General features: G+C 61.5%; 23 protein-coding genes. 14 read left to right on the top strand and 9 right to left on the bottom strand.

Annotated elements, in window-relative coordinates; translation table 11 throughout:
* The first annotated feature begins 99 nt into the window (after positions 1-99).
* On the top strand, positions 100-1,395 hold the full coding sequence (locus VH564_RS15110) for a TadE/TadG family type IV pilus assembly protein (protein ID WP_423340668.1): 1,296 nt from the start codon (positions 100-102) through the stop codon (positions 1,393-1,395).
* Positions 1,396-1,440: 45 nt separating this feature from the next.
* On the opposite strand, the gene gor is transcribed toward VH564_RS15110, so the two are convergent.
* From gor to rpiA, 3 genes are all read right to left on the bottom strand, one after another.
* Positions 1,441-2,826, bottom strand: coding sequence for a glutathione-disulfide reductase (gene gor / locus VH564_RS15105; protein WP_423340667.1), 1,386 nt, complete (start codon positions 2,824-2,826; stop codon positions 1,441-1,443).
* A gap of 121 nt (positions 2,827-2,947) precedes the next feature.
* The gene (locus tag VH564_RS15100) at positions 2,948-3,535 is read right to left on the bottom strand and encodes a DUF2059 domain-containing protein (RefSeq protein WP_423340666.1); all 588 of its coding nucleotides are present in this window, start codon (positions 3,533-3,535) and stop codon (positions 2,948-2,950) included.
* A 16-nt stretch (positions 3,536-3,551) separates the two neighbouring features.
* Positions 3,552-4,247 (bottom strand): ribose-5-phosphate isomerase RpiA, encoded by a 696-nt coding sequence (gene rpiA / locus VH564_RS15095; RefSeq protein WP_423340665.1) that lies wholly within the window; start codon positions 4,245-4,247, stop codon positions 3,552-3,554.
* A 211-nt stretch (positions 4,248-4,458) separates the two neighbouring features.
* Between rpiA and gph the strand changes: the two genes are divergently transcribed.
* Complete coding sequence (gph, locus tag VH564_RS15090; RefSeq protein WP_423340664.1) at positions 4,459-5,136, top strand: phosphoglycolate phosphatase; 678 nt, start codon at positions 4,459-4,461, stop codon at positions 5,134-5,136.
* Between the two features lie 75 nt (positions 5,137-5,211).
* Here gph and VH564_RS15085 read toward each other — a convergent pair whose 3' ends face one another.
* Positions 5,212-7,050: a L,D-transpeptidase family protein gene (locus tag VH564_RS15085; RefSeq protein ID WP_423340831.1), complete on the bottom strand. Its 1,839-nt coding sequence runs from the start codon at positions 7,048-7,050 to the stop codon at positions 5,212-5,214.
* Between the two features lie 478 nt (positions 7,051-7,528).
* Between VH564_RS15085 and fumC the strand changes: the two genes are divergently transcribed.
* The gene (fumC, locus tag VH564_RS15080; RefSeq protein WP_423340663.1) at positions 7,529-8,920 is read left to right on the top strand and encodes a class II fumarate hydratase; all 1,392 of its coding nucleotides are present in this window, start codon (positions 7,529-7,531) and stop codon (positions 8,918-8,920) included.
* Between the two features lie 274 nt (positions 8,921-9,194).
* Positions 9,195-10,259 carry a GGDEF domain-containing protein gene (locus VH564_RS15075; protein WP_423340662.1) on the top strand — a complete coding sequence of 355 codons (1,065 nt, stop codon included), beginning with the start codon at positions 9,195-9,197 and terminating at the stop codon, positions 10,257-10,259.
* A gap of 4 nt (positions 10,260-10,263) precedes the next feature.
* On the opposite strand, the gene VH564_RS15070 is transcribed toward VH564_RS15075, so the two are convergent.
* On the bottom strand, positions 10,264-10,638 hold the full coding sequence (locus tag VH564_RS15070; RefSeq protein ID WP_423340661.1) for a gamma-butyrobetaine hydroxylase-like domain-containing protein: 375 nt from the start codon (positions 10,636-10,638) through the stop codon (positions 10,264-10,266).
* A gap of 189 nt (positions 10,639-10,827) precedes the next feature.
* Here VH564_RS15070 and moaA point away from each other — a divergent pair, with 189 nt between their 5' ends.
* On the top strand, positions 10,828-11,817 hold the full coding sequence (gene moaA, locus VH564_RS15065; protein ID WP_423340830.1) for a GTP 3',8-cyclase MoaA: 990 nt from the start codon (positions 10,828-10,830) through the stop codon (positions 11,815-11,817).
* Positions 11,818-11,837: 20 nt separating this feature from the next.
* On the opposite strand, the gene VH564_RS15060 is transcribed toward moaA, so the two are convergent.
* On the bottom strand, positions 11,838-14,372 hold the full coding sequence (locus VH564_RS15060) for a methyl-accepting chemotaxis protein (protein WP_423340660.1): 2,535 nt from the start codon (positions 14,370-14,372) through the stop codon (positions 11,838-11,840).
* A 318-nt stretch (positions 14,373-14,690) separates the two neighbouring features.
* Here VH564_RS15060 and VH564_RS15055 point away from each other — a divergent pair, with 318 nt between their 5' ends.
* From VH564_RS15055 to mobB, 3 genes are read left to right on the top strand one after another with little or no spacing between them, the layout of a single operon-like run.
* Positions 14,691-15,599: a DMT family transporter gene (locus VH564_RS15055; RefSeq protein WP_423340659.1), complete on the top strand. Its 909-nt coding sequence runs from the start codon at positions 14,691-14,693 to the stop codon at positions 15,597-15,599.
* A gap of 17 nt (positions 15,600-15,616) precedes the next feature.
* A complete protein-coding gene (gene mobA, locus VH564_RS15050) occupies positions 15,617-16,249 on the top strand; it encodes a molybdenum cofactor guanylyltransferase MobA (protein WP_423340658.1) in 633 nt (210 codons plus the stop codon).
* Positions 16,246-16,755 carry a molybdopterin-guanine dinucleotide biosynthesis protein B gene (mobB, locus tag VH564_RS15045; protein WP_423340657.1) on the top strand — a complete coding sequence of 170 codons (510 nt, stop codon included), beginning with the start codon at positions 16,246-16,248 and terminating at the stop codon, positions 16,753-16,755. Before mobA ends, mobB begins: the two co-directional genes overlap by 4 nt.
* A 63-nt stretch (positions 16,756-16,818) precedes the next feature.
* Here the strand turns inward: mobB and VH564_RS15040 are convergent, their stop codons facing one another.
* Positions 16,819-19,086: an OmpA family protein gene (locus VH564_RS15040; protein WP_423340656.1), complete on the bottom strand. Its 2,268-nt coding sequence runs from the start codon at positions 19,084-19,086 to the stop codon at positions 16,819-16,821.
* Between the two features lie 361 nt (positions 19,087-19,447).
* Between VH564_RS15040 and VH564_RS15035 the strand changes: the two genes are divergently transcribed.
* The 6 genes from VH564_RS15035 to VH564_RS15010 all read left to right on the top strand — a co-directional run bounded on the left by VH564_RS15035 (position 19,448) and on the right by VH564_RS15010 (position 25,105).
* On the top strand, positions 19,448-20,230 hold the full coding sequence (locus VH564_RS15035; protein WP_423340655.1) for an ABC transporter substrate-binding protein: 783 nt from the start codon (positions 19,448-19,450) through the stop codon (positions 20,228-20,230).
* Between the two features lie 118 nt (positions 20,231-20,348).
* A complete protein-coding gene (locus VH564_RS15030) occupies positions 20,349-21,152 on the top strand; it encodes an ABC transporter permease (protein ID WP_423340654.1) in 804 nt (267 codons plus the stop codon).
* Positions 21,149-21,979, top strand: a complete 831-nt coding sequence (locus tag VH564_RS15025) for an ABC transporter permease (RefSeq protein ID WP_423340653.1) — start codon at positions 21,149-21,151, stop codon at positions 21,977-21,979. The genes VH564_RS15030 and VH564_RS15025 overlap by 4 nt, the downstream gene beginning before the upstream one ends.
* A 183-nt stretch (positions 21,980-22,162) precedes the next feature.
* Positions 22,163-22,429, top strand: a complete 267-nt coding sequence (locus VH564_RS15020) for an usg protein (protein WP_423340652.1) — start codon at positions 22,163-22,165, stop codon at positions 22,427-22,429.
* 43 nt (positions 22,430-22,472) lie between these two features.
* Positions 22,473-23,294: a methyltransferase domain-containing protein gene (locus tag VH564_RS15015; RefSeq protein ID WP_423340651.1), complete on the top strand. Its 822-nt coding sequence runs from the start codon at positions 22,473-22,475 to the stop codon at positions 23,292-23,294.
* 101 nt (positions 23,295-23,395) lie between these two features.
* Entirely contained in the window at positions 23,396-25,105 is a 1,710-nt protein-coding gene (locus VH564_RS15010; protein ID WP_423340650.1) for a hypothetical protein, read from the top strand.
* A gap of 90 nt (positions 25,106-25,195) precedes the next feature.
* Here VH564_RS15010 and VH564_RS15005 read toward each other — a convergent pair whose 3' ends face one another.
* Positions 25,196-26,017 carry an ABC transporter ATP-binding protein gene (locus tag VH564_RS15005; protein ID WP_423340649.1) on the bottom strand — a complete coding sequence of 274 codons (822 nt, stop codon included), beginning with the start codon at positions 26,015-26,017 and terminating at the stop codon, positions 25,196-25,198.
* A 10-nt stretch (positions 26,018-26,027) separates the two neighbouring features.
* The gene (gene ssuC / locus VH564_RS15000; RefSeq protein ID WP_423340648.1) at positions 26,028-26,867 is read right to left on the bottom strand and encodes an aliphatic sulfonate ABC transporter permease SsuC; all 840 of its coding nucleotides are present in this window, start codon (positions 26,865-26,867) and stop codon (positions 26,028-26,030) included.
* Positions 26,868-26,884 lie beyond the last annotated feature (17 nt).

Genomic DNA, 26,884 nt, shown 5'->3' with positions numbered 1-26,884 from the left:
CGGACCGAAAACCACTGAGATTGGGGGATTATTGACGAAGTTGACTTACAACAACTGCATCCGTCCGCGAATGGACCAGCGAGAAATGGACTATGGGCGATGCGTGTTCCGAAACTCTGGCAAGATCGTAGCGGCAACTTCGGAATTCTGACGGCACTCATGTTGGTGCCGATCCTGGGAACCGCCGGCATGGCGATCGATTTCGCCAATGCGCTGAACGTACGCAACCAGCTCTTCGCCGCAGCCGACGCTGCCGCCGCCGGATCGATTGCAGAAAAATCGTCCGGCGTTGCCGCCGCCATGCAGATGACCTCGGATGGTACGGTTTCCGTGGCGCAGAGCGATGCAAACACTTTGTTCTTGAGCCAGAACAGCGCTGCGCTTGCCGATGACAACGTTCAGGTTGCGATCACCGTCACCAAGACAGGCAACACGCTGGTTTCGAATGTTAGCTTCACCGCGACCGTGCCGACCACCTTCCTGCATGTGCTCGGCAAGGACAGCATCACCATTGCCGGCAAGGCAACGGCGCAGAACCAGACGCGGACCTACATGGACTTCTACATTCTGATCGACAACACCCCGTCGATGGGCGTCGGTGCGACACCGACGGATGTAGCCAGACTCGAGGCAGCAACAAGCGATAGCTGCGCCTTTGCTTGTCACGAGACCCAGCAGAACGTCGGTCATGACTACTACACAATAGCCAAAAGCCTACCGGGCTTCCAGATGCGTATCGACGTCGTCCGTGAGGCGACCCAGAGTTTGACTGAAACGGCAACCACTAAAAGAGGCACGATAAGCAATCTTTACAGAATGGCCGTCTATACGTTCGGCTCTGCGGCGGAAAAGGCTGGTCTGACAACGATTTCGCCGCTGACGTCCGATCTCGCCGCTGTCCAGACCTACACCAGTAAGGTCGATCTTATGACGATCCCTTACCAGGGTTATAACAACGACACGCAAACGAGCTTCGACAACGCCTTGACGAGCCTCAATAACAGCATTCCGGCTCCCGGTAGCGGCTATACAAGCGCCACCCCGCAGAAGACCCTCTTCTTTGTCACGGATGGTGTCGGCGACAGCATCAAGCCGGTCGGCTGCACAGCGCCGCTGACTGGAGACCGCTGTCAGGAACCGCTCGACGCATCCTTTTGCACGCCTCTCAAAAACCGCGGCGTCCAGATCGCCATCCTCTATACAACCTACCTGCCCTTGCCGAACAACGGCTGGTACATGCAGTGGATTTATCCGTTCAGGAACCAGATCCCGGCAAGGCTTCAGAGCTGCGCATCCCCGGGCCTCTACTTCGAAGTCAGCCCGACCCAGGGCATCAGCGACGCCATGAACGCGCTCTTCATGAAGGTGGTCAACGGCTCGAGGCTGACGAGCTGATCCGAAAGCAGCGGTAGGGCGCCGAGGCGCCCTAGCCTGCCTCTATCAGATGCGCACGCCGTTCTTGATGCGGTAGCTCGGCGTGTACATCGTCACCAGTTCTTCGGCCGCCGTCGGATGCACGGCCATCGTCCGGTCGAAGTCGTCCTTGGTGCAGCCGGCCTTCAGGGTGATGCCCAGCAACTGCGCCATCTCACCCGCGTCGTGGCCGAGAATATGGGCACCGAGCACCTTGCGGTCGGCGGCATTGACGACGAGCTTCATGATCGTCTTCTCGGCGCGTCCGGACAGCGTCGCCTTCATCGGCCGGAACTGGGCGCGGTAGATTTCGACCTCGTCGTAGGTGCTGCTTGCCTCTTCCTCGCTGAGGCCGACAGTGCCGATTTCGGGCTGCGAAAATACGGCCGTGGCGATCAGCTTGTGATCCGGAATGGTCGGGTTGTTTTTGTATTCCGTTTCGATGAAGCACATCGCCTCGTGAATGGCGACAGGCGTCAGCTGTACCCGGTCGGTAACATCGCCGAGCGCGAAGATGCTCCGCACCGATGTCCGCGAGAAATCGTCGACGACAATCGCGCCGCGCCCATTGACCTCGACGCCCACAGCCTCCAGCCCGAGATCCTTGGTGTTGGGATCGCGGCCGAGAGCCAGCATGATGGTATCGACGATCAGCGTATCGCCCTGTTTGGTGCGAGCATGCAGGCCGTCCTCGGAGCGTGTTACCGCCTCGATGACGTCGTGGCAGCGGATATGGATGCCCTTGGCCACCATCGCCTCGTGCAGGCCATGCCGCATGTCATTGTCGAAGCGCGACAGGATTTCGGCACCCCGATAGATCAGGGTCGTCTCGACACCGAGGCCGTGAAAGATATTGGCGAACTCGACGGCAATGTAACCACCGCCGGCGATCAAGATCGACTTCGGCAGGGCCGGCAGATCGAAGGCCTCGTTCGAGGAGATGCAAAGCTCATGGCCCGGCAGCGCTGCATGAATGTTCGGCGTGCCACCAACGGCGATAATGATGCGCTCGGCGGTGAATGTCTGCCCAGTTTTGGTCAGTCGCACCGTATGCGCATCGACCAGCAAGGCACGGCTGTCGAACATCTCAGCCTTGTTGTTTTCGAGCCCCTTTCTGTAGAGGCCTTCCAGGCGCGCGATTTCCTTGTCCTTCGCCTCGACCAACTTCCTCCAGTCGAAGGAACTTTCGCCGACCGTCCAGCCGAAACCGGCGGCATCTTCGAAACCCTCGTGAAACTGCGATGCGTAGACGAACAGCTTCTTCGGCACGCATCCACGGATGACGCAGGTGCCGCCGTAGCGGAACTCCTCGGCGATGCCGACCTTCTTGCCAAGCGATGCGGCGACGCGGGCAGCGCGCACCCCGCCCGACCCTCCGCCGATGACGAAAAGATCAAAATCGAAAGACGACATGGAAGCTCCTGATAGAACGGGGCCGGCAGAGCGGCGGAATTGCTAAGCTGATATGAGATGTCCGGGCAAAAAATAAAAGCCCGGAAGATCCGGGCTTTTGAATAGCACATATGCGAAAGCGTTACTGCTTGGGCGCAGGCGCCGGCTTGGCGGCTGGCGTCTTTGCCGCAGGCGCCGGAGCGGCTTCGGCGACGGGTGGTGCCGGCGGCACCTTGACGATCTTTTCCAGCGCCTTGTTGCTCTGGTTTGCGAGATCGCGGGAGATGCCCTGCCCCCAGATATCGGCGGCCTTGTAGAGTTCGCGGGTGGCGATCGGGCCGTCCTTCAGAAGCTTCTTGCCGGCGTCGGAGTTGTAGAATTCGGCAATCGCATTCAATTCCGCCGTCGAGAAGGCCTTTGCGTAGGTGGCGGCGGCTTCCTTCTCCAGGTCGGAGCGGCGGGCGGCGAGCGCCAGCGCCTGCTGGTCGACGGTCGAGCTGATCGCATCCTGGAAGTTCGGGTTGGCCTGGATCATCGTGCTCTTCAGCTGTTCGGCCAGCGTCGGCAGGATGTTGTCGAACTGGTTGGTGATGCCGAGCGCGTTGATCGCGGCGCGGGCGGCCTTCATCTGCTCTTCGGAGATTTCCTGGGCACTGAGGGAACCGATCGCCATTCCGGACAGAAGAACGGTTGCAGCGGCCAAGCGGCCGAAACCTGCCAATTTGATCATATGTTCAATCTCCTGTTTAATGCGCTTGAAGCGTCTGAACGCCCGCCGGACCGGCAATGATCGCAAGCGTCGCCAAGTTGATGAAGAGCCCGTGTTCGACAACGCCGGGTATGGAATTCAGTGCCATGGCCAGCGCCTCTGCATCAGCAATGCGGCCAAAAGATGCATCGAGGATGAAGTGTCCACCGTCGGTCTTGAAAGTCTGGTCGCCGGCCATGCGCAGGGTCAAATCGCCCGACAGGCCGAGCCGCGCCGCCGCCTTCTCGATCATGATCCGCGTCGACACCAGTCCGAAGGCATTGACCTCGATCGGCAGGGGGAAGACGCCGAGCGTCTCGACCAGCTTGCTCTCGTCGGCAATGACGATCATCCGGGCAGAGGAAGCAGCCACGATCTTCTCGCGCAAAAGCGCGCCGCCGCCGCCCTTGATCAGGCGCAGGCTGTGGTCGAGTTCGTCGGCACCGTCGATGGTGAGATCGAGCTCCGGGCTTTCGTCCAGCGATTTCAGCGGCACGCCAAGCTCCAGGCATAGCCGCGCCGTCCGCTCGGAGGTGGGAACGCCGTTTACCTGAAGCCCGCCGGCGACCTTTTCGGCCAGCAACCTCACGAATTCCTCGGCGGTGGTGCCGGTACCGATCCCCAGCCGCATGCCGTTCTCGACATGGCCGAGAGCCACTTCCGCAGCCTTGATCTTCATTTCGCGGGCGTCCATGCGCCACGTGCTCCCACCGTTTCGTTGGAACGCTGTTTACACGGCTCCCCCGGCAAACGGAAGCCAAAATTCCGCCGCGGGACATAAATGCCGTGACGTTTTCGCGCCGTCCCGAAACCGATGCCGCAAGCGCCGGCGTTGCAATGAACCGGTCGATCTTCTACTGGAAACGCTCGTCTTTTCCCGCGATCCATTCAAGGCAGTTTCCCCCGTGAAAACCACCACCATCGTCTTCGATCTCGACGGAACGCTGATCGACACCGCACCCGACCTCGTCTCCAGCGTCAACCACACGATTGCAGCGCTCGACCTTCCGCCTGTCGGCTATGAGGATCTCACTTTTCTAGTCGGCCACGGCGCCAGGACGATGATCGAGCGCGCCTGCAGGCTCGGCGGATACGAACTCACGGCGGAGGAACTGCCGGTTCTGATGGAGCGCTTCATCGCCTTCTACAGCGCCACGATGCCGGGTGACAGCAAGCCTTATCCGGGCCTTGTCACAGCGCTGGATGGGCTGCAGGCAGCCGGCTTCAGGCTTGCCGTCTGCACCAACAAGATGGAGGCGCTGGCATCGACGCTGCTGAACAAGCTGCAGCTGGATCACTATTTCGCAACGATCGTCGGCGGTGATACCTTTGCCGTGCGCAAGCCGGACGGTCAGCACATCGTCGGCACCGTCGAAAGGGCGGGTGGTGACCGCGCCAGAGCGATCATGGTCGGCGACAGCGTCAACGATATCCTGGCCGCCCGGGATGCCGGCGTGCCTTCGATCGCCGTTCCGTTCGGCTACTCGGACGTCGCCATCGACAGCCTGTCGCCGGACCACATCATCCAGCACTTCGACGAGTTGACACCCGAACTCGTCGAGCGGCTGTTGGCCGGACGCTGACGGAAAGAAACGAGGCGGAAACACAACAGGCGACCCGAGGGTCGCCTGTTGTGTCTGTCAACTTCGATTGCCCGCTCAGATCTGAGCCTGGCGAACCTTCGTGGTCGCATCGAACGCCTTCTGCGTGTAGGTGTCGCGGTCGTAGACGTCGTTGAAATAGCGCACGACGCCGTCCTTGTCGGGCCAGGCCGTGAAGTAGGCGATGTAGACCGGGAAGCGCTGCGGTACCGGCACGGCCTTGTTCTCGCCGGTCGCAATCTGCTTGGCGACATCGGCAACCGTGGTGTTCAGCACCGCCGCTGCCATGGCACGCGGATCGGCCAGACGCACGCAGCCGTGGCTGAGGGCGCGCATGTCCTTCTTGAAGAAGCTCTTCGAAGGCGTGTCATGCATGTAGATCGCGTGGCTGTTCGGGAACAGGATCTTCAGTTCCCCCAGGGCGTTGTCGCTGCTCGGCGGCTGGCGCACGGCGATGTTGGTGGTCGAGCCATACCAGTCGACGCTGGAGGACGCCACCGGACGTCCGTTGACTTCGACCTGGTAGCCGGTCTTGTCGAGATAGTTCGGATCGGCGCGCAGCTTCGGCAGCATCTCGTTGACGATGATCGACTGCGGCACGCCCCAGTAGGGATTGAACTCGACGGTCTGGATCTGGTTCTCGAAGAAGTTCGTCTGGTGGCCCTTGGCGCCAACCACGACGCGCATCGACAGCGCTTCCTTGTTGTCGTTGTAGTAGTAGACCATGAAGGCCGGCTGGTTGATGAACACGTAGCGCGGTCCCAGCTGGTCAGGCAGCCAGCGCAGCTGCTCCATGGCGATGGTCAGCTTGCGCAGCTTGGCGTCGCTGTTCTCGCCGACGATGGCACGCACCGTCGACTGACCGATGACGCCATCGGCCGTCAGGCCCTTCTCCTTCTGGAAGGCTTCGACCAGGGCAACCAACTCCGGCGTATATTGCGGCGTCTGCTGGTAGGACGCGAACAGGTCGGCATGCGACGTCTGCAACGCATCGGAACCCTTCGCCTGGATCCCCTTGATGATGGCGGCGATCTGCGGCGAGCTGTCGCCGGGCTTGATGATGCCGGAGAGCGTAATGGCAACGCGGTTGGCATCGCCCGAGCTTTCGCTCTTCAGCTTCGCATATTCGGCCTTCAGCGAATCGAACTGAGGATTTTCCGGGCTGCGGCTGTTGAGATAGGCGGCAACGTCGGGGCTGAGCGCGATCACGCCGAGAACCGGTGCAAGGTTCACGTCCTTGCGCTTGAAGTCATGGTAGCCGGACAACTTGTTCGGGTCGATGCGGCCGCGCTGGTCATCCTGCACGAAAGCCAGAACCTTGGCCGACAGCGCCAATTCGAACTGCATCAGGGCGCGGTCGCGGTCGGCAGGATTGATGTTGTCGCCAGAAAGGACGGGCACGGAGACTTTGTAGTCGTTCGGGTCGAGGCCGATCATGTCCGCCTGGGCGAGAACGTCCATCGCCGCCTTTGCCCGGTCGCTGACATTGTTGTCGGCAATCCAGACGAGCGGCTTGCGGCCGTCGGAGTAGTAAGCCTCCAGCGCCTTGGCAACGTCGTTGGTCGCCGTAAGCCGCGCTTCCGTCAGATAGCGGCGCTGCGAATTCGACGGATCGACGGCGACGGGCGCGGAGGAAGCATCGGCAACAGCGCCGGTGACGACAGGATCGGCGAACTTGTTGGTGGCCACTGCGCGCATCGGCTCAGGCTTGTAGGTGTAGTAGGTCGGGGAACTGACCTTCGGGGCAGGACCGCTTGCAGAATTTTCCTTCGGCACCGGCGCGATCGGCATGCTCGGCGGCAGGATCTGGCTGCTGTCCACCTGCTGCTGCGAGCGGCCCTTGCCGCCACGGATGAAATCCATCAGCGTCATCGCATGCGCGGACGTGCCTAGCATGGTCAGGCCACAGGATAGGGCCAGAACGGATGCTGCTGCTCTCGTCGGAAATGTCGTTCTCAATTCAGTCCCCTGTCATGGGTGTGTCGGGCTGCCCGAACATGTCAAATAAATCAGCGATACCTTAGAAGATCGGACGGCAAATGGGAAGAAACCAGCCGGTCTTAACGACGCACTCAACCCCACCCTTGGAACGGGATTCGGCGACGTCGAACGGCCCCGAGTTCACACAAAATTATGAAATTATTGGTTAATTTTTCTTACAATTTTAAGTGTCCGCGTCGGCCGAAAAACAGCCGAAAAACATTGAGCAGACCCGTGATATAAATGGCACTCAGTTTCCCGCTTCAGGCGAACACCCGCCGAAAGCCGCACAGGCGCGACCTTTCTTTCCTGTTTTCTTGTGCGCAGATCGGACTTATAACAGCGCGAAATTCGAACGGAGCGATCGCTCCACGGTCCCACGAAAGGCACTAGAATGACTTCCACCCGCACGGAAACCGATACTTTTGGCCCGATCGACGTGGCCAGCGACCGGTACTGGGGCGCCCAGGCGCAGCGCTCGCTCGGCAACTTCAAGATCGGCTGGGAAAAGCAGCCCGTGTCGATCGTCCGGGCGCTGGGGATCGTCAAGCAGGCGGCGGCCCGTGCCAATATGAATCTCGGCGGCCTCGATGCCGATCTCGGTAAAGTGATCGTCGCCGCTGCCCAGGAAGTCATCGACGGCAAGCTCGACGCGCATTTCCCGCTGGTCGTCTGGCAGACCGGCTCCGGCACGCAGTCGAACATGAATGCCAATGAAGTGGTTTCCAACCGCGCCATCGAAATGCTCGGCGGCGTGATGGGCTCCAAGAAGCCCGTTCATCCGAACGACCATGTCAACATGAGCCAGTCGTCGAACGACACCTACCCGACGGCCATGCACGTCGCCTGCGCCGAACAGATCGTCCATCACCTGCTGCCGGGCCTGCGTCACCTGCACGAGGCTCTCGAAGCCAAGGTCAAGGCCTTCGCCCATATCATCAAGATCGGCCGCACGCATACCCAGGATGCCACGCCGCTGACGCTCGGCCAGGAGTTTTCCGGCTACGCGGCCCAGGTCGGCTCCGCCATCAAGCGCATCGAGCTCACCCTGCCCGGCCTTTACGAACTGGCCCAGGGCGGCACGGCCGTCGGCACAGGTCTCAACGCGCCCATCGGTTTTGCCGAAAAGGTTGCCGAGGAGATTTCGGCGATCACCGACCTCCCCTTCGTCACGGCACCCAACAAGTTCGAGGCGCTCGCCGCCCACGACGCGATGGTGTTTTCCCATGGTGCCATCGCCGCAGCTGCTGCCGCCCTGTTCAAGATCGCCAACGACATCCGCTTCCTCGGTTCCGGCCCGCGCGCCGGCCTCGGCGAACTGTCGCTGCCGGAAAACGAGCCGGGTTCGTCGATCATGCCGGGCAAGGTCAACCCGACCCAGTCGGAAGCCTTGACCCAGGTCTGCGCCCACATCTTCGGCAACAACGCCGCCATCACCTTCGCCGGCAGCCAGGGGCATTTCGAACTGAACGTCTACAACCCGATGATGGCCTACAACTTCCTGCAGTCGGTGCAGCTGCTCGGCGACGCTGCGGTCTCGTTCACCGATAACTGCGTCGTCGGCATCGAGGCTCGCGAGGACAATATCCGCAAGGGCGTCGAAAACTCGCTGATGCTGGTGACCGCGCTGAACGGCCGGCTGGGCTACGACGCCTGCGCAAAGATCGCCAAGACGGCCCACAAGAACGGAACGACCCTTCGTCAGGAAGCCGTCGGCGGCGGTTATCTCAGCGACGAAGAGTTCGACCAGTTCGTTCGTCCCGAAAACATGATCGGCCCAAAGTAACCCCGAAATAGAACGCCATTCCGGCCACGCGCCGGAATGGCCTACTCAATCCCTGGTTATGTTTTTTAGTTGAGCGGCCACCGACCGGCCTGTTTCCATTAAGGAAAGTGCTTGAGAAAAGCAGGCTGCGGTCTGAAGTAAACGTCGAAGACACACGCTTTTCTGCAAGACTAGGCAATTTTATTAACAAACACTTGCAATGTTACCCTTAATCTTTTTACAACAATTTTAGAGTACTTAAACGATGCGCGATTAAACCATTAGGAGTTCGCCGATGAGCACGGTGATTACGTCCAAGTCGCAAGTTCCGGACGTGGCAGGACAGATCATCTATGCAATGCGAGCAATGGGCGTCGCTCCCATACCGCGCAACTATGAGCTCTTCTACGAAGCCTATATCGGCTCGAACCCGGCACTGACCAAAGATCTCGCTGCTCTTGGCAGCAATGCCAGCCAGACGGAAATCGATTCCCTATCGGCGCAATACTTCGCCCACTCGACACGTATCTATGACGATGCTCATGCGCGCATCATCACCGAACTCGACGGCGTACTGCGCACCCTCAGACAGGAACAGACCTCGCTCGAAAGCTACAACAAGCTGCTCAGCGAGACCTTCAGCCGCATCTCCGCCAAGACCGCCAACAGTGCCGATCTGCTTCGAAATGCGATCACCATCCTGACCGAAGCCACCGGCGACACGATGGCGCGCGGCGAAAAAACGGTCGAAGACGTGGCGCAGCGCTCACATGAGATGGACCAGGTTCGCAAGGAACTGGATGAGTACAAGCGCATCGCCAACACTGATTCCCTGACCCGGCTATCGAACCGCCGCGCTTTCGACGATCGCCTCGCCAGCATATTCAACAATCCGATGAACAAGGCCGTCACCGCCCTGGTGCTGGCCGACATCGACAATTTCAAAAAGGTCAATGACAGCTTCGGCCACCCCGTCGGCGACAAGATCCTGGCGACGGTCGCCTCGGTGATCCGCGCCAATGTCCGCCGCGATGTGTTCGTTGCCCGCACCGGCGGCGAGGAATTCGCCCTGATCGTCGATGGCAACACTGTGGATGAAGTGATGTCGATTTGCGAGCGCATCCGTCGGACGCTGGAATCGACCCCGTTCCGCAATTCGCGCACCCGGGTCGATTACGGCCCGATCACCATGTCGCTCGGCATGTGCATGGCGGCCGATGCCAAGGACCCCGGCGAACTTTACAGCAAGACCGACATTGCCCTCTACCAGGCGAAAAACTCAGGCCGAAACTGCTCGTACCAGTATCAGAACGGCATGCAGAAGGACTTTGGCAAGAGTTGGCTGATCTACAAGTCGTAGGCCGTCAGCGACGCGGTCCGGGGCGATCGCGGCTCAAGCCTTTTTCAGCCAGTTCCGCCTCGTAGGCGGCCATCAGGGACGGCGTGTTTTCGCCGAGCTCGCGCAAGTAGGTCCAGGTGAAGATCCCGGTGTCGTGCAGATCGTCGAAACCGACACGCACCGCGTAATTGCCGGTCGGCGTCATCGTCATGATACCGACGTCGCGCTTGCCCGGAACCGTGACCTTCTGGCCAGGCCCGTGGCCCTGGACCTCTGCCGACGGCGAGAGCACGCGCATCAATTCCGCCGATAGCTCGAAGCTGGCGCCGTCGTTGAAGGTGACGAGCAGCCGATGTCGATCCTTCGACACCCGCAATTCGGTTGGCCAGATATCGCTCATTCTTCGTCCCGCCCGCGTCTGATGGCCAACGACTAGGCCGCGCCGTGCCTGCGCGCAAGTTTCTTTTCAAAGAGTTTTCCTTGACGCCACGGACAGCGAACCCACATAACGCTGACTACGGAGGTTTCTGTGAACAGCATCGTCAGCGCGATTTCGGGCGCGTCCCCCATACCCACGGACCCGTCCTCCATGATCGATCCTTTCGGTCGGATGGTCAGCTATCTCCGCGTTTCCGTCACGGACCGTTGCGACTTCCGCTGCACCTACTGCATGGCCGAAGACATGACTTTCCTGCCGAAGCGGGACCTGCTGACGCTGGAAGAGCTCGACCGCCTCTGCTCGGCCTTTATCGCCAAGGGCGTCAGGAAGATCCGGCTGACGGGCGGCGAGCCGCTGGTTCGCAAGAACATCATGCAACTGATCCGCAGCCTCGGCGACAAGGTGAAATCCGGCGCGCTGGAAGAGCTGACGCTGACCACCAACGGTTCGCAGCTGTCGCGTTTCGCAAGCGAACTCTACGCGTGCGGGGTTCGCCGCATCAACGTATCGATCGACACGCTGGACGCGGCCAAATTCAAGGAGATCACCCGCTGGGGTGATCTGGCACGGGTCATGGAGGGCATCGACGCGGCGCTTGCTGCTGGCCTGAAGATCAAGCTCAATGCCGTCGCTCTGAAGGGCTTCAACGACGCGGAAATCCCGGATCTCCTGCGCTTTGCCCATGCGCGCGGCATGGACCTCACCGTCATCGAAACCATGCCGATGGGCGAGATCGACGAGGACCGCACCGACATGTATATGCCGCTCTCTCAGGTCAAGGCGGATCTCGAGCGGCAGTTCACACTGACGGAGATCGGCTACAAGACCGGCGGCCCTGCCCGCTATGTCAAGGTCGAGGAAACAGGCGGCCGGCTCGGCTTCATCACGCCGCTGACCCACAATTTCTGCGAAAGCTGCAACCGCGTGCGCCTGACCTGTACCGGCACGCTCTACATGTGCCTCGGCCAGAATGACGCCGCCGATCTGCGCGCCGCTCTCCGGGCGACGCCGGACGATGATCTACTGAACATGGCCATCGATGAGGCCATCCGCCGCAAGCCCAAGGGCCACGACTTCATCATCGACCGCGATCACAACAGGCCGGCAGTCGCCCGCCACATGAGCGTCACCGGCGGGTGACGCTCCTTCATTGATGCGCTTCAGGCCGCCCGGCTCTGCCGCGCCCGTGCCTGTGCCCGGGTGCCTGTGCGGAAACGTTCGATCTTGTCCGACAGGAGTTCGACGCGCTGCCGCAGGCCATGGATCTCGGCATTGTTCTCCTCGACCATTGCCGCATTCTTCTGGGTGATCAGTTCGACATCGTTGACAGCGGTTGTGACCTCGGCGATGCCGGTCGACTGTTCCGCCGTTGCCGCCGAGATTTCCGAGACCAGGCTCTGGATGCCGGTGATGTGTTGGATGATCTCGGTCAGCGTCGTCCCGGTCTGCTCGACCAGCTGGACACCGTTCTGGACCTGGACCGAGCTTGCCGAAATCAATCCCTTGATCTCCCTTGCCGCACTGGCGCACCGCTGTGCCAGCTCGCGGACCTCCTGCGCGACGACGGCAAAGCCGCGGCCCGCCTCGCCCGCCCTTGCAGCCTCAACGCCGGCATTGAGCGCCAGAAGGTTGGTCTGGAAGGCGATTTCGTCGATGACGCCGATGATCCTGGCGATATTGTCGGAGGAGCGATTGATCTCGCCCATGGCTTCTACCGCCTTGGCGACGATCAGGCCGGACTGTGTCGCATAGGCCTGGGTTTCGTTGACGCTGGCTGCCGTCTGCTTGGCGCGTGCGGCCGTCGAGCGAACGACGTCGCTGAGGTGACGGAGTGCGCGCGAGCTCTGCTCCAGGGCGGCGGCCTGCTGCTCGGTGCGACGTGCGAGATCGTCTGCGGAGCTGGCGAGGTTGCCCGTTCCCCCACGGATCTCCTCGGCCGTGCTGCGCACGTCGGCGAGCGTCTGGCGCAGCGCCTCGATCGCATTGTTGTAGGTGAAAGCCATGTCGACAAAATCGGAAGCAAGGTCCTCGCGCATGGCTTCTTCGAGATTGCCGTCCGCCAGTTTACCGAGCACATCCGACAGCGCGTCGAGGGCTTCAGCCTGCTCGGCCCCAACGCGGGCCCGCTCGGCGTTGCGGCGAGCCTCCTCTTCCGCCGACAGCGTGCGCGCAGCTTCGGCTTCGCGCCCGAGCCGGACATTCTCCAGCGCCGCATCGCGGAAGACGGTGACGGAGCGCACCATGTCGCCGATCTCGTCGCCTCGGGCGCGGCCGTCGATGGCAACATCGAGATCGCCGCCGGCAAGTCGCGTCATGATCTCGTTCACCCGCCTCAGGGGTCCACGCAGGGTTTCCACCAGCATCAGTCCGCCGACGATCGCCAGCAGCGTGCCGAGGATCATCGCAAAGACCGAAACCTTGGCGGAGCGTTCGCTGTCCTCCTTGCCTATCTCCTGCGCCTGGGCAACGAAGCTGCGCAGCGATGCCATGGCATCGGAGAGAATGGAAGCAGACGCCAGGCGCGTCTGCTTCCAGTCGACGTTGGTCTGCAACAGGTCGGCGGAAGCGGCCTGTAGCGCGGTCGCCAAGGGTCCGATGCGCGCCGAAAAATCACGCATCGTGCTGTTGGTCTGGCCAAGGTCGGAGATCTTGGCCGCCGTCGCGGTCAGGTCCTTCAGATCGGCGAGGACGACACTGCGCGAGGCATCGTCGCGCACTGCAACCATCCGGCTTTCGTGCAGTTGCAGACGATCGATTGTCCGCAATGCCTCGTCGACATAGGACAGCAATTCCTTCTGGCCATCGACGATCTTGTCGAGGCTGACGAACCGCTCACCGGCGGTGTCGGCGTTCTTGACGGCCTGCAGCGTCATCTCGCCTTCAAGCTTGACGAAGGTCTGCAGGACCGGGCCGATCTTCTCGACCTTCTGGTCGGGGGTGTCGTCGCCTTTCAGGATCGCGTCGAAAGTACCGGCTGCCGTCGCGACGTCGCCGACCATCTTGGCGGCGCGCTTCGATACCAGGGCCTGCGAAACGGACAACTGCTTGAGCACGGCGTCGAGATAGAGCCGGGCGTCGGAGACTTCCTCGGCCGAGTCGGCTGCCATCTGCGCCTGGACGCGCAGCTTGCCCATCCGGTCCGTCAGCGCCTTGTAGGCGGTCGCGTCGTAGAGGAGTTCCTTGGCGAAGGTCTCCTTGTCGCTGAAATCCTTGCGGATGATGTCGATCTGCTTGGCAGCCGCGTCGCCGCTGGCTTTGATGCCCGATACGGCGGCTGTTGCAGCATCGGTGCTCGCATCCTGCTTCTGCTTCAATGCCCACAAGGCCGTTGCCTGGCCGCGCATCTTTTCGGAGAGGTCGCTGACGGCACCGACCTTGGCGCGCTGTTCGTCGCTTCCAAGCAGCGCGTCGAGCCGCTCGGCGCCATTTTGCTGCGCGTCGATTGCATCCGACAGCAGCGCGCGGCTTTTGTCATCAGGCGCGGTGGTGAATTCCTGGAGGGCTGCCTGCAGGGCTTCGAAATCACTGATATTGGTGATGGTCGCGCGCGTGACCGTCATGTGCCCGTTGAGGATATTGGCGGTGTGGTAGCCGAGCAGACCGACCCCGGCGATCAGGACGACCAGCGGGATGATGAAAATCAGAACCTTGGTGACGATGCGGCGGGACTGCAAAAGACGATCGATGAAAAACATGCCGAGCCTCAAATGAACAAATAAACACAATTGGCAGGCATCATCCCTGCTGCATTGCACCAAATGTCCGCCTCATGCGCGACCCGCGAAGCCTCCGAAAATAAGATTGAATAACAATTAAGCTTCGTTGCCGGGTGTGAACATTAGTAGAATTTGCGGAAATACCTGTGGTCTGTTGCGTCACGTCGGCGCTGGCCGTCGTTCACAAAAGCGGAATGCTGCGACGCACAAACGAATTCCGGAGGAACCGCCGCGTAGGCGATTCCCAAAGCGGCGTTTCCCGGATAAGCACACCGGCGAAACCGGCGGAAGCAAATGATGACCCTATCGAAGAACATGGAAGGGGCGCTGTACATGGCGCTCGCCATGGCGGCCTTTTCCTTGAGCGACGCCTTGTCGAAGACGGTCATCACGGTGATGAATGCCGGCCAGATCATGCTGCTGCGCGGCGTGCTGACAACCCTTCTGGTGTTTCTGATCGCAAAACGCATGGGTGCGCTGCGCTCCTTCAAGGTCATCGCCCAGCCGATGATCCTGTTGCGCGTCGCCTGCGAGGCCGGCGCCGCCGTCACCTATATTTCCGCTCTCGGCATGATGCCGATCGCCAATGCCTCGGCGATCATCCAGGCATTGCCGCTGGCGGTGACGCTTGGGGCGGCGCTGTTTCTGAAGGAGCCCGTCGGCTGGCGGCGCTGGTCGGCGATCGTGGTCGGTTTTCTCGGCGTCCTCGTCATCGTCCGGCCGGGACCGGAGGGTTTCACCCCGGCAGCGCTGATCGTCATCGCCAGCGTCTTCATTACCGCGGCCCGCGATCTAGCGACACGCTGCGTCAACAAGGAGGTGCCGTCGCTGATGGTGACGGTCTGTACGGCCATCGGCGTTTCGCTGATCGGTGGACTGCTGATCGTTCCGCTCGGCGGCTGGCACGCGCCCAGCCAGAGCGCGCTTCTGCATCTCGCTATGGCTGCCGTCATGGTGCTGGCCGGCTACCAGGCGGCAATCCTTGCCATGCGGACCGGCGACATCGCCTTCGTCGCGCCGATGCGCTACCTCAGCCTGATCTTTGCTGCCTTGCTGGGCATGGTGTTTTTCGGCGAAATTCCGGATCTGTGGACAGGCGTCGGCGCGGCCATTGTCATTGCTTCCGGCCTCTATACTTTCTACCGCGAGAGCCGGCGCCGGAATGCGCAACTGGCGCAACGGTCGGAACCACGCGTTCCGGTCTGACATGGGAAAAGACGATCATGACGCCTGACACACCCGCGCTGCCTTGCGTCATCCTTGCCGGTGGCCGTTCCAGCCGCATGGGCAGCAACAAGGCCCTTGTGCTTCTCGGCGGGCTGCCGATGCTGTCGCATGTCGTTGCGCGGCTGACGCCGCAGACGAGCGCGATTGCCCTCAACGCCAATGCGGACTGGGCCGACGACAGCGGCCTGCGCCGTATCGCCGACACGCTGCCGGATCAACTCGGACCGCTGGCCGGCGTGCTTGCCGCCATGCGCGACACGGCAGCCAACCATCCGGATGCGAAGCTCGTCCTCACAGTGCCGATCGATTGTCCCTTCCTGCCGACAGACCTCGTGCAACGGCTCTCTGCTGCGCGAAGTGGCGAGCGGACCATTGCCATCGCCTCTTCGTCCGGCGAGCAGCATCCGATCGTGGCACTCTGGCCGGTGTCGCTGGCCGACGAGCTGGAGGAGTGGATCATCAAGGACGACAAGCGCCGCGTGCGCGACTTCCAGCGCCGCTACCCGCTGGCCGAGGCGATCTTCCCGCTTGCCGAGACCGGTAGTGGCGCGCTCGACCCGTTTTTCAACATCAACACCCCGGAGCAGCTGGCGATCGCCGAGCGCTGGGCGGAAGCGAGAACCCTGTGACCCGACCCAGAATCTTCGGCATCTCGGGCTGGAAAAACTCGGGCAAGACGGGGCTTGCGGTGCGTCTGGTGACGGAATTTACCAGGCGCGGATACCGCATCTCGACGATGAAGCATGCCCACCACGATTTTGACATCGACAAGGTCGGTGCCGACAGCTTCCGCCATCGCGAGGCCGGGGCCCATGAGGTGGCACTGGTGTCGGGGACGCGCTACGCGATCATGCACGAGATGCGCGGTGCACCGGAGCCGGCCTTCGAGGAAATCCTGGCACGTCTCGCGCCCTGCGACCTCGTGCTGATCGAGGGCTACAAGCGTGAGCCGATCCCGAAGATCGAGGCCCGCCGCCTCGCCTCGGCCAATCGCGAACCCTTGGCACCCCAAGATCCGCACATCGTCGCGATTGCCGCCGATCACGCTGTCGCCGACGGCGGCCTCCCTGTCTTCGACCTCGACGACACACTCGGCATCGCCGACTTCATCGCCAAGACCGTCAATCTTTCATAATCGCAAACGAAGGGGCCGCCGGATTGCTCCGGCGGCCCCTGCCTGTTGTCTCGGGATCGAGCCCTACTTGGCTGCGACCGGGCGAACCAGCGCCGTCACGCGGCGGATGGTGACGCGGCGGTTTTCCTGCTCCGGACCATCCGTGTTGATCTTCAGATACTGCTCGCCATAGCCCTGCGTCGCGAGGTTTTCCGGCGGGATGCCGTAGACATCGGTCAGCACGTTGGCAACGGATTCGGCGCGCTGGTCCGAGAGGATCAGGTTGCTCTGAGCCGAGCCGACAGCATCCGTATGGCCTTCGATGAGGAAGGTCTCGGTCGGATCCTTCTTGACGATCTTGCCGATCGCATCGGCAATGCTGCGCAGCGTTTTTGCCTGCTCCATCGGGATTTCGGCACTGCCGGTCGCAAAGGTGATGGTATCGAGGTCGATGCGACGCACCTTGTCACGCAGACGGGCCGAATAGCGGACTTCGTTGAGCGAATACACCCGCTCGACGCGTTCGACCGGCGGCTTGCGCAGGAAGTCGTAGTAATCCTGGTCCTGATCCGCGCTGGTGTCGATAATATACTGGTTCAGCGGGATGCTCAGGCGCATCGGCGGCAGTTCGTCACCGGGATCGCGGTAGTAGTCGTCCTGATCCGGCGTATTCTCCAGTTCAGGCGAGTAGAACAGCACGTATTCGCGGCCGCGAGCATCGATGCGCGAGCGCTGGATGATGTCGCCGTAGCGATTGCGGACGGTGATGATTCGGTCGCCGTCCGGACGGTCGATCGTCTCGCGATACCGGTCGCGTGGCAGCTGCTCGTAGACCGGGCGTTCGCCGTCGCGCACGAAGCGCTGGGTGTCGTCATGGCGAACGTAGACGTTGTCGCCGAAGTTGACGATCACGCGGTTGTCCTGGCGATCGTCGATCCGCACGCCTTCAGGGGAGACGAAGTCCGGGCGCCTGTCCATACGGCGACCCTGCTCGCTGGTCACCGCTTCGATCTTGACCGGCGGTGCCTGGTTGCCACCGACGACGCGCTGCGAATCGGCGTCGGATGTAGGTGGGGGCACGTTGGCAGGGGCTGGCGGACGCGGTCCACCGGCTGCCTGGCCTGCGGGTGCCGGCTGGCCGGCTACAGGAGGCTGACCGGGGGCTGGCGGCTGGCCGTTACCTGGCTGTCCACGGTGTCCGCGGCGCGCTGCATCCTTGTCGCTGTCGAGCACGGCAGTGCCGTTCTGGACCGGCAGGATGACCGGGCCGGCACCGGCGCCGGCTGCGGTCGGATTTTCAGCGATCTTCTTGCGGCGCTCCAGTTCGGCTGGCGATACCTGCTCGCCTGCTGTCGTCGGCGCGGCCTGGGCGGGCTCGGCCGGAGCAATGGTAGCAGGCGCAGCAGCACCAGCCGGCGCGGGCTTGCCGTTGGCGGCAGGCGCAGGCGGTTCGGTGCCTGGGGCGACCGGCTTCTGGCCTTCCGCTGCGGGTGCCGGCGGAGCTGCGGGCCTCGCGGGCTTCTCACCTTCGGCTGCGGGCGCTGCCGGCTTTTCAGCCGTCGGTGCGACCTTCTCGGCAGGCATCTCCGGCTTGGCAGGCTTTTCGCCTGGTGCGACGGGTGCGACAGGCGCGGCTTCGCCATTGGCGTCGGCAGGCTTCTGATGCTTGCGCGTCGGCTGCGGCGCTTCCGGCTGGGCCGCGGGTGCGGTCGGTTCGGCGGCTGGCGCCTCGGCCTTCGGCTTCACGGCCGGTGCTTCAGCGGCGGGATCCTGCAGCTTGCGCTGCTCCGGCTTGACCTCCGGCTCGGCGGCGGGCTTCTCAGCCTTTGGAGGCTTGGGGGCTTCCGGTTCTGCAGCCGGCTTCTCAGCTTTCGGCGGCTTCGGGGCTTCCGGCTCGGCGATAGGCTTCTCGGCCTTGGGCGCTTCGGGTTCTACCGGCTTATCGGCCTTGGGAGGGCGAGGTGCCTCGGGCTCAGGTGCCTTTTCAGCCTTGGGAGGGCGAGGCGCTTCCGGCTCAGCCGGCTTTTCGGCCTTGGGCGGGCGTGGAGCCTCGGGCTCGGGCGGCTTTTCAGCCTTGGGCGGCCGTGGAGCTTCCGGCTCCGCGCGCTTCTCACCCTTTGGCGGCTCCTTGCCCGGCTCCTCGGGAGGCTTCTTTCTTTTTTTCGGGTCCTGATCGTCTTCGGCAGGCTCAGCGGCGGCCTGGGCTACATCGTAGGATGCAGTATCGTTCTGGTGACCGGCAGCGACGCTGGTTGCGCCAACAAGCATTGCGGCGTGCACCGGTTGCAACATCAGCGATAGCGACAGCAGCGGGAACGCTGCACTGGCGAACAATCTTGATCTGGTACCCACGATATTTCCTCTTCGGTTCTTTTCTTCTGGTGGCCTGCGAACGAATTCGAAGGCACCGGCGTGTTGTTCTGCCACAATCGGGCCGATTTACGGTCCGGCGCAGCCAAATGCACCGGAGTCCGATTTGTTCCGCTTTTTAAGGAGTGGGCCGTGTATCGCCGATGAATGCCCCGTGCAGGTAAGGTTCATCTCGGCCCAACGGGACGAAACTGTGCACTGCATCATTCTTGTGCGATTCCAGTTGCAATTCGCTCGAAAGAGGAAAATTATCTAAGCAAGGCGGCCTTTGGAAATTCCGCCCCCATCCAGACCGCGCGCGGAAAACAAAAATACCGCGCGGTTCCCAACAGAGAGGATCCACATGCGCAACACCACCCGTCTCTTCGCCGCAGCGTCGCTCGCCGCGATGTCCCTGTTTTCCGGCGTGGCCATGGCCGACGGCGACACCTTGACCATCGGCACGGATGCGACCTATCCGCCCTTCGAATCGCTCGATGCCGGCGGCAAGTTCCAGGGCTTCGACATCGATATCGCCAACGCGCTGTGCGATCAGATGAAGGTCAAGTGCACCATCGTCAACCAGGACTTCGACGGCATCATCCCTGCCCTGCAGGCGAAGAAGTTCGACATGATCGTTTCCTCGATGTCGATCACGCCTGAGCGCCTCAAGTCGATCGACTTCACCAACAAGATCTACAACACCCCGCCGGCCATCGCCGTGCCGAAGGATTCGACCGTTACCGAAGCCACCGATGCCGGCCTCAAGGGCAAGACCATCGGCGCCCAGTCCTCGACCACCCACGCCAACTATGCGACCGAGCATCTGAAGGACGTGGAGCTGAAGCTCTACCCGACGGCTGACGAATACAAGCTCGACATCGCCAACGGCCGCATCGATGCCGTCATCGACGACGTCGTCGTTCTGTCGGAATGGGTTAAGTCTGATGCCGGCAACTGCTGCAAGATGCTCGGCACCCTGCCGGTCGATCCGGTCATCAACGGCGCAGGCGCCGGCATCGGCCTCCGCAAGGGCGACGACGCGCTGAAGACCAAGCTGAACGCTGCCATTGCCGCGATCCGCGCCGACGGCACCTACAAGAAGATCCAGGACAAGTACTTCGACTTCAACGTCTACGGCGAATAGTCATAGAATTTAAACCGACACGAAATACAGGCGGCGGAAGGCTTGCTCTTCCGCCGCTTTTATTTGAGAACTGTAGGCAATAGAAAGCGACGATACAGTCGCAAGGGGAAAATATGGCATGAGCGGATTGTTTTCCGCGCTCGGTTCCCTATGGGATTCCGTCAGCACGATCTTCGACCCTTTGTGCGGTCCTGTCGGACTTTTCAGCCTGTTCGGTCCCGGGACAGTGATCGCCTGTGGAGATACGGGCTGGGGCGACGAAATCGCGCTTGGTCTGAAAGTCACGATCATCGTTGCGCTCGCGACCCTGCCGATCGGCCTGATGATCGGCTTTCTTGTCGCCCTGGGCCAGCAGTCAGAAGAAAAGTCCGTTCGCCTGGCCGCCAGCATCTACACGACGATCTTTCGCGGGCTGCCGGAACTGCTGACGCTGTTCATCGTCTACTACGGCATCCAGATCGCCATCCAGGCAGCCCTGTCGTCGCTCGGCTACCAGGGACGCGTCGAGATCAACGCCTTCGTTGCCGGCATGTTGGCGCTGTCGGTGGTGTTTTCCGCCTATTGCGCCGAAGTGCTGTTGTCGGCCTTCCGCGCCATTCCGAAAGGCCAGTATGAGGCGGGCTCCGCCCTCGGTCTCAGCCGGAGCCGGACCATGCGCCTCATCGTGCTGCCGCAGCTGATCCGCATCGCCCTGCCTGGCCTCGGTAACCTTTGGATGAACCTGCTCAAGGACACGTCCTATGTGTCGATCATCGGCCTGACCGACATTCTTCGACAGACCGGGATTGCTGTGCGCGCCACCAAGGAGGCGTTCTTCTTCTACCTCGTTGCCTGTGCCCTCTATCTGATCCTGGCAATCGTCTCGTCGGCCGGCCTCGGCTTTATCGACCGCTGGACCAAACGCTCGGAGGCGTCGCGATGAGCTATTCGAAGGCCCTCATTCCGCCCCGCGCGCCACCACCGGAAGCCGCGACGCGCATGCGCCCCGCACGCATGACGGGCTATGTCGTCGTCACGCTCTGGGCGCTGCTCGGCCTGGCGCTGCTGGCGATGATGATCTCGAACTGGGACAACGAGAAATTCTTCAAATACGGGCCGCGCTTCCTGCACGGATTGCTGACCACGGTGGAGCTTGTCGCCGTCTCGATCGTCTTTGGCGCCCTGCTCTCAGTGCCGCTGGCCTTCGCCCGCATGTCGAAAAACCGCCTGTTCAGCGGCCTCGCCTATGTCTACGTCTACGTCTTCCGCGGCACGCCGATCCTGGCGCAGCTGTTCCTGATCTATTACGGCCTCGGGGGTTTCAGGACCGAATGGCAATCGGTCGGCCTCTGGTGGTTTTTCCGTGAGGCCTGGTATTGCGGACTGCTGTCGCTGACGCTCAACACCGCCGCCTACCAGACCGAAATCCTGCGCGGCGCGATCATCAGCGTTCCGCGCGGACAGCACGAGGCAGCCTCGTCGCTCGGCATCGGCAAGCTGGTCGCTTTCTTCAAGATCGTCCTGCCGCAAGCCCTCATCGTCGCCTTGCGTCCCTATGGCAATGAAATCATCCTGATGGTCAAAGGCTCGGCTGTCGTGGCGATCATCACCGTCTTCGACCTGATGGGCGAGACGCGCTACGCCTTCTCGCAGACCTACGACTACCAGGCCTATCTCTGGGCAGCGATCTTCTATCTCACCATCGTCGAGATCCTCCGCCACGGGCTGGAATGGACCGAACGACGGCTGACCCGACATCTGACCCGCTAGGTCGGCTTGGCTGCGGTCCTTCAATCGATTGGCAGCACTCACCCCTGAGAGCTGCTAACCGATTGATTGTTGTCACAAAAATGTCTTTTTCCAGCCTGTCGTAAAGCTTCGGTTAAGCACGTCGTGTTCCCATGACCCTGTGGTGGAGAGCACCACGGAGAGTTGGAACCAAGTGAGGGACCGATGCACAAGGAAATGGAACTGCAGCTGAAAGGCTATGGACTGACCACAGCAGAAATTCTCTACCGCATGCCGGATCACCCGGCGATCCTGCAGAGCTACCTCTGGCAGGACTATGATCTCGCCCCGAATTTCCCGGAAATGCGCGGCTTCCTGAAGTTCTGGCAGGAAAAGCTCGACGGGCCGCTGCATTCGGTGCGCTATGTCCACCGCAAGCTGATCTCGGCCACCGACTGGCGGGCGCTGCAGGGCGAATTCATCCTCAATTGAAATAGCGGTTGCAGCCGCTTTTCGCCCGGCATAAAAAGCCGGCATGAAAAACAAGATCGACGAAGACGCGCTGGCCGACGCCTATAACCGTGCCCTAGAGCTGGAGAAGTCCGGCGACATCGACGCGGCCGTCGCCGCCTACAATGAAGTGCTGGCGATCGACCCCGACGACCATGGCGGCGCCTCGGTGCGCATAGCCTCGATGGGCCGCGGCGAAACCCCGCCCAAGGCGCCCGATGCCTATGTCGAGACGCTGTTCGACCAGCATGCCGAGGTGTTCGAGGATGTGCTCGTCGAGCAGCTCGGCTACCACGTGCCGATGCTGGTCCGCCAGCGCCTGCAGGCGCTCGGTCTCGGGCCTTTCAAGCGGTTGCTGGACCTCGGCTGCGGCACGGGACTGACCGGCGGCGTGCTCAGCGACATCGTCGACGACATGACCGGCATCGATCTGTCGGAAAACATGGTCGAGATCGCCGACGAGAAGGAGATCTACGCTTCGCTGTTCGTCGCCGAAGTCGAGGACTTTCTCGAGGACAACGATGAAGAGCCCTTCGACATCATCACCGCGACCGACGTGCTGCCCTATCTCGGCGCCCTAGAGCCGCTGTTCTTCGGCACCGCCGAGAACCTGACCCCCGGCGGCCTGTTCATCTTCTCGTCGGAAACCCTGCCCGAAGCCACCCTCGCCGGCCGCCCCTACATGGTCGGCCCCCACCAGCGCTTCGCCCATGCCGAGGCCTATGTCCGCGAACGGCTGACAGCCACCGGCTTTGAGCTCCTCGAGATCACGGATATTAATGTGCGGATGGAAGATGGGATGCCGACACCTGGGCATCTGGTGATAGCGAGGTTGCGGCAAGAATAGCTAGCTGAGGTTTCCGTCCGCTTGAATTGCATTTTAGTATTGATTCTCCCGTTAGAAGAGCGTTAATCTTTTACTACGCCTTTTCGACGGGGGGTTGGAATATGCTTCATATTTTCAACGCATGGCAGACTGGTGGTTTACTTGGCTTCGCGGACGCCATTATTGCATCCTTGCCAGCAATGTCGAGGACTGACTGGTTTTCGCTATTCGCCGCACTCGGCATTCCGGTTCTTCTTATTTATGCCCGAAACGAGATACGGTCTCGTCGCATCATCTCATCTTTTGTTTCGTCGTATCCGGCAACGAGCGATGCAGGCCAGACAGCATCTAGAGGAGGTTCGGAAAAACCTGGCATTAATCCCTCGCTCGAGTTTGTCACCACAAAATACCTAGCCGACCTCAGGGAGTTCGACCAAAAGTCCGATCTTCCCTACCCTTCGACAAAAGATGCTTTGGATCTGCTGAAAGAAATCGAGACACGAATACGAAAGTCCAGGCTGTTCGGAAATCTGGGCGATTACCGACTGCTTTTTGCTTCCGCCGGCTTTGTTGTCCTTTGCTTCCTCGGCTTTTCAAATCTATCGTTGGCGGTGATGGGCGGCTTCGAAATTTGCGGCAAATTGGCGTTTCAGCCCTGTTCGCCTCCGGTTCCCGGTTTGGCGACCTGTTTGCCGCTGGTGGCTGAAAACCAAGTGCGTTTAGTGGGTTCCTTGGCTTTTGCAGGGGCGTTTATTGCTGCCGCCCGCCAGTTTGTCCGCAGCCTCGCCGTCTTCGATCTTTCAGCCTATACGTTCCTTTGGCAAACAGTCGAGATTTTTGCCTCCGTCGTCATCGTCATATTTCTCTTCAAGGCGTTCAACGATCCAAGCCAGCAAATTGCTACGCTGTTGACTGGAGCTGTAGCTATAAACGGCTGCGGCAACATTCCCCGCGCCTGGATGGCGCTTGCTCCGGTTTTGGGGTTGTTGCCTCAGAGCTCTTCCAAGTTCCTGCTTTTAAAAACACAATCGCTTATATCGTGGATAAAGATTGACGATGACCGCTTCAATACCGTGACGCGCCTGATGCCTTTGGACATCATTGATGGCATCGATTACTCGACGCGGTTCCGGCTCGAAGAATGTGGCATTTACGATGTTCAAAACCTTGCGGTCTATAATCCCATTCTCCTGCATATCGAGTCTCCGCATGGAATCTACCAGACCGTAGACTGGGTGGCACAAGCGCAGCTCTGCAACATTGTCGGCCTCGACAAGTTTCTGCTGCTCCGCCATATGAACATCCGGACAATTTTTGACCTCGAGCGTGCCTTGGACTTTGAAAGCTACGATGGGCCGACACCAACGGAAAGCCCGGATGAGTTCGATAAGATATATGCGGGCATCCTCTTCGCGCCGAGCAAGGTCATGCGGCAGATCGGCGAGATCAGCGGCATCAGGCCCTTCACTATCCGCGAGACAGGGCCGCAACCATCCCCAACAGCACCGGAGCCTCTGCAGAAGGACGCCGCTGTCGATGCTCAACAAGACAATAAACTTGATCCAAAAGAAGCAGTGGCGAAGAAAGTCGGCGTCACGCAGAACGCACTTGCGGCTGATATCGACGCCTATTGCCAATGGGCTTGCGCTACGGTGACTGCTAACCCGGAGACCACAAAAAGGTGTTTAGAACACATGATGGCTTGGATTGCCGATGACCTGCACGTACGGCGTCTGAGAAGGATCTGGCAGGAGATGTCGGACAATCTCGGAGAGCGCTCAACCCGAATAGATATTCGCGGCGCCCCTCCCGCCAAACAGGCCGGCGATTAAGGTACCATCGCAACAAGCAGCCCTAGGTCTGCCCTATCTTATGGGCGCCCTCACGATCGACAGGCGGACGCCCAGCGGCGTCTGCGCCCCTCAATGCCCCAATATCGCCGCCAGCAGCTTGCCCTCAAGCTCCGCCAGCGCCGGATTGCCGTGTCGGCGCGGGTGCGGATGGGGAACGGCGAGGTCCATGGCGATGCGGCCCTCCTCAAGCACGATCACGCGGTCGGCCAGGTGCACCGCCTCGCTGACATCGTGGGTCACCAGCACGGCGGTGAAGCCGAGTTCGCGCCAGACGCGGTTCAGAAGTTCCTGCATACTGATGCGGGTCAGGGCGTCGAGCGCGCCGAGCGGCTCGTCGAGGGCGAGGATGCCGGGTTTGCTGACCAGCGCGCGGGCCAGTGCCACGCGCTGCCGCTGGCCGCCGGAGAGCTGCGCCGGCCATTCGCCGGCCTTTTTCGCGAGCTGTACTTCGGAGAGAACCTGTGCTGCAGCTGTGCGGCCCCTGGCTTTGGGAACGCCCTCGCCGAGACCGATGGCGACATTGTCGGCGACGGTGAGCCATGGCAGCAGGCGCGGCTCCTGGAAGACGATGCGAGCGTTCGGTGCCGCTTCGCCGCTCGCCGTGCCGAAGGCGACGCTGCCGGCGGAAGGCGCGTCCAGTCCCATCAGGATGCGCAGCAATGTGCTCTTGCCGCAACCGCTCTTGCCGATCACGGCAACGAACTGGCCGGCCGGGATATCGAGGTCGAGGCCGCGCAGCACCTGATTGTCGCCAAAGCGCTTCTCGAGGCCGCGAACGCGGATAGCGCCGGCACCGGGGGCCGCCGCCACCGCTGGCTCCTGGCCGGCGGTGGAGTGCTTGTCATTGCCTTTGTCTATCGGCTTGAAACGGGGGTGGGCGATGACGTTCATCTCTCTCTCCTCAGCGCTGCTGATAGGTGGGGTTCCAGCGCAGTGCCCTGCGCTCCATCGCCCGGGCGGCGACGTCGGCCACCTTGCCGAGCAAGGCGTAGATCACCAGCGACAGCACGACGACGTCGGTCATCATGAATTCGCGGGCGTTATTGGCCATGTGGCCGATGCCGGAGGATGCGGCGATCGATTCCGAGACGATCAGCGTCAGCCACATGATGCCGAGCGCATAGCGCAGGCCGACGAAGATCGATGGCAGAGCGCCAGGGAAGATCACCTTGCGAAACAACGTCCAGTTGCCCATGCCGTAGACGCGGCCCATCTCGATCAGGTCGCGGTCGACGTTGCGCACGCCATGATAGGTGTTGAGATAGACCGGGAAGAGCACGCCGAGCGAGGTCAGGAACAGCTTCGATTCCTCGCCGATCCCGAACCACAGGATCACCAGCGGAATGAGCGCCAGGTGCGGCACGGTGCGCATCATCTGCAGCGTCGTGTCGGTCAGCTTCTCCGACAGCCGCGACACGCCATTGGCGATGCCGAGCAGGAAGCCGATGGAGCCGCCGACAAACAGGCCGGCAAAGGCGCGCCCGGCGCTGACGGCGATGTCCTTGGGAAGCTGCCCCGATGTCGTCGTCTGCCAGAAGGCAAGGACGACATCGACCGGCGACGGCATGACGCGCGACGAGATCCAGCCGGCAGAAGAGCCGAGCTGCCAGAGGGCGATGATGGCCACCGGCACCAGATAGGGCAGCCACCCTTCCAGCACCTGACGCGACCGACCGGCCCGCTCGCCCTCGTCGGCCCGCGCCGCCCTCACCTCGACAAAATGGGTATCGACTGCCGCCATGATCTCGTCCTTTCCGC

The organism is Rhizobium sp. HT1-10, from assembly GCF_049472505.1.
In the GTDB taxonomy this organism is placed as follows: Bacteria; Pseudomonadota; Alphaproteobacteria; order Rhizobiales; family Rhizobiaceae; genus Rhizobium.
The sequence above is the reverse complement of the archived record's forward strand: the minus strand, read 5'-3'. Positions and strand labels throughout refer to the sequence as shown.

Bases quoted from the DNA above. Each gene is read 5' to 3' on its own strand.
- VH564_RS15110 (WP_423340668.1), top strand. From the start codon at position 100: ATGCGTGTTCCGAAACTCTGGCAAGATCGTAGCGGCAACTTCGGAATT.
- gor (WP_423340667.1), bottom strand. From the start codon at position 2,826: ATGTCGTCTTTCGATTTTGATCTTTTCGTCATCGGCGGAGGGTCGGGC.
- VH564_RS15100 (WP_423340666.1), bottom strand. From the start codon at position 3,535: ATGATCAAATTGGCAGGTTTCGGCCGCTTGGCCGCTGCAACCGTTCTT.
- rpiA (WP_423340665.1), bottom strand. From the start codon at position 4,247: ATGGACGCCCGCGAAATGAAGATCAAGGCTGCGGAAGTGGCTCTCGGC.
- VH564_RS15085 (WP_423340831.1), bottom strand. From the start codon at position 7,050: ATGCTAGGCACGTCCGCGCATGCGATGACGCTGATGGATTTCATCCGT.
- fumC (WP_423340663.1), top strand. From the start codon at position 7,529: ATGACTTCCACCCGCACGGAAACCGATACTTTTGGCCCGATCGACGTG.
- VH564_RS15075 (WP_423340662.1), top strand. From the start codon at position 9,195: ATGAGCACGGTGATTACGTCCAAGTCGCAAGTTCCGGACGTGGCAGGA.
- VH564_RS15070 (WP_423340661.1), bottom strand. From the start codon at position 10,638: ATGAGCGATATCTGGCCAACCGAATTGCGGGTGTCGAAGGATCGACAT.
- moaA (WP_423340830.1), top strand. From the start codon at position 10,828: ATGATCGATCCTTTCGGTCGGATGGTCAGCTATCTCCGCGTTTCCGTC.
- VH564_RS15060 (WP_423340660.1), bottom strand. From the start codon at position 14,372: ATGTTTTTCATCGATCGTCTTTTGCAGTCCCGCCGCATCGTCACCAAG.
- VH564_RS15055 (WP_423340659.1), top strand. From the start codon at position 14,691: ATGACCCTATCGAAGAACATGGAAGGGGCGCTGTACATGGCGCTCGCC.
- mobA (WP_423340658.1), top strand. From the start codon at position 15,617: ATGACGCCTGACACACCCGCGCTGCCTTGCGTCATCCTTGCCGGTGGC.
- VH564_RS15035 (WP_423340655.1), top strand. From the start codon at position 19,448: ATGCGCAACACCACCCGTCTCTTCGCCGCAGCGTCGCTCGCCGCGATG.
- VH564_RS15030 (WP_423340654.1), top strand. From the start codon at position 20,349: ATGAGCGGATTGTTTTCCGCGCTCGGTTCCCTATGGGATTCCGTCAGC.
- VH564_RS15025 (WP_423340653.1), top strand. From the start codon at position 21,149: ATGAGCTATTCGAAGGCCCTCATTCCGCCCCGCGCGCCACCACCGGAA.
- VH564_RS15020 (WP_423340652.1), top strand. From the start codon at position 22,163: ATGCACAAGGAAATGGAACTGCAGCTGAAAGGCTATGGACTGACCACA.
- VH564_RS15015 (WP_423340651.1), top strand. From the start codon at position 22,473: ATGAAAAACAAGATCGACGAAGACGCGCTGGCCGACGCCTATAACCGT.
- VH564_RS15010 (WP_423340650.1), top strand. From the start codon at position 23,396: ATGCTTCATATTTTCAACGCATGGCAGACTGGTGGTTTACTTGGCTTC.
- VH564_RS15005 (WP_423340649.1), bottom strand. From the start codon at position 26,017: ATGAACGTCATCGCCCACCCCCGTTTCAAGCCGATAGACAAAGGCAAT.
- ssuC (WP_423340648.1), bottom strand. From the start codon at position 26,867: ATGGCGGCAGTCGATACCCATTTTGTCGAGGTGAGGGCGGCGCGGGCC.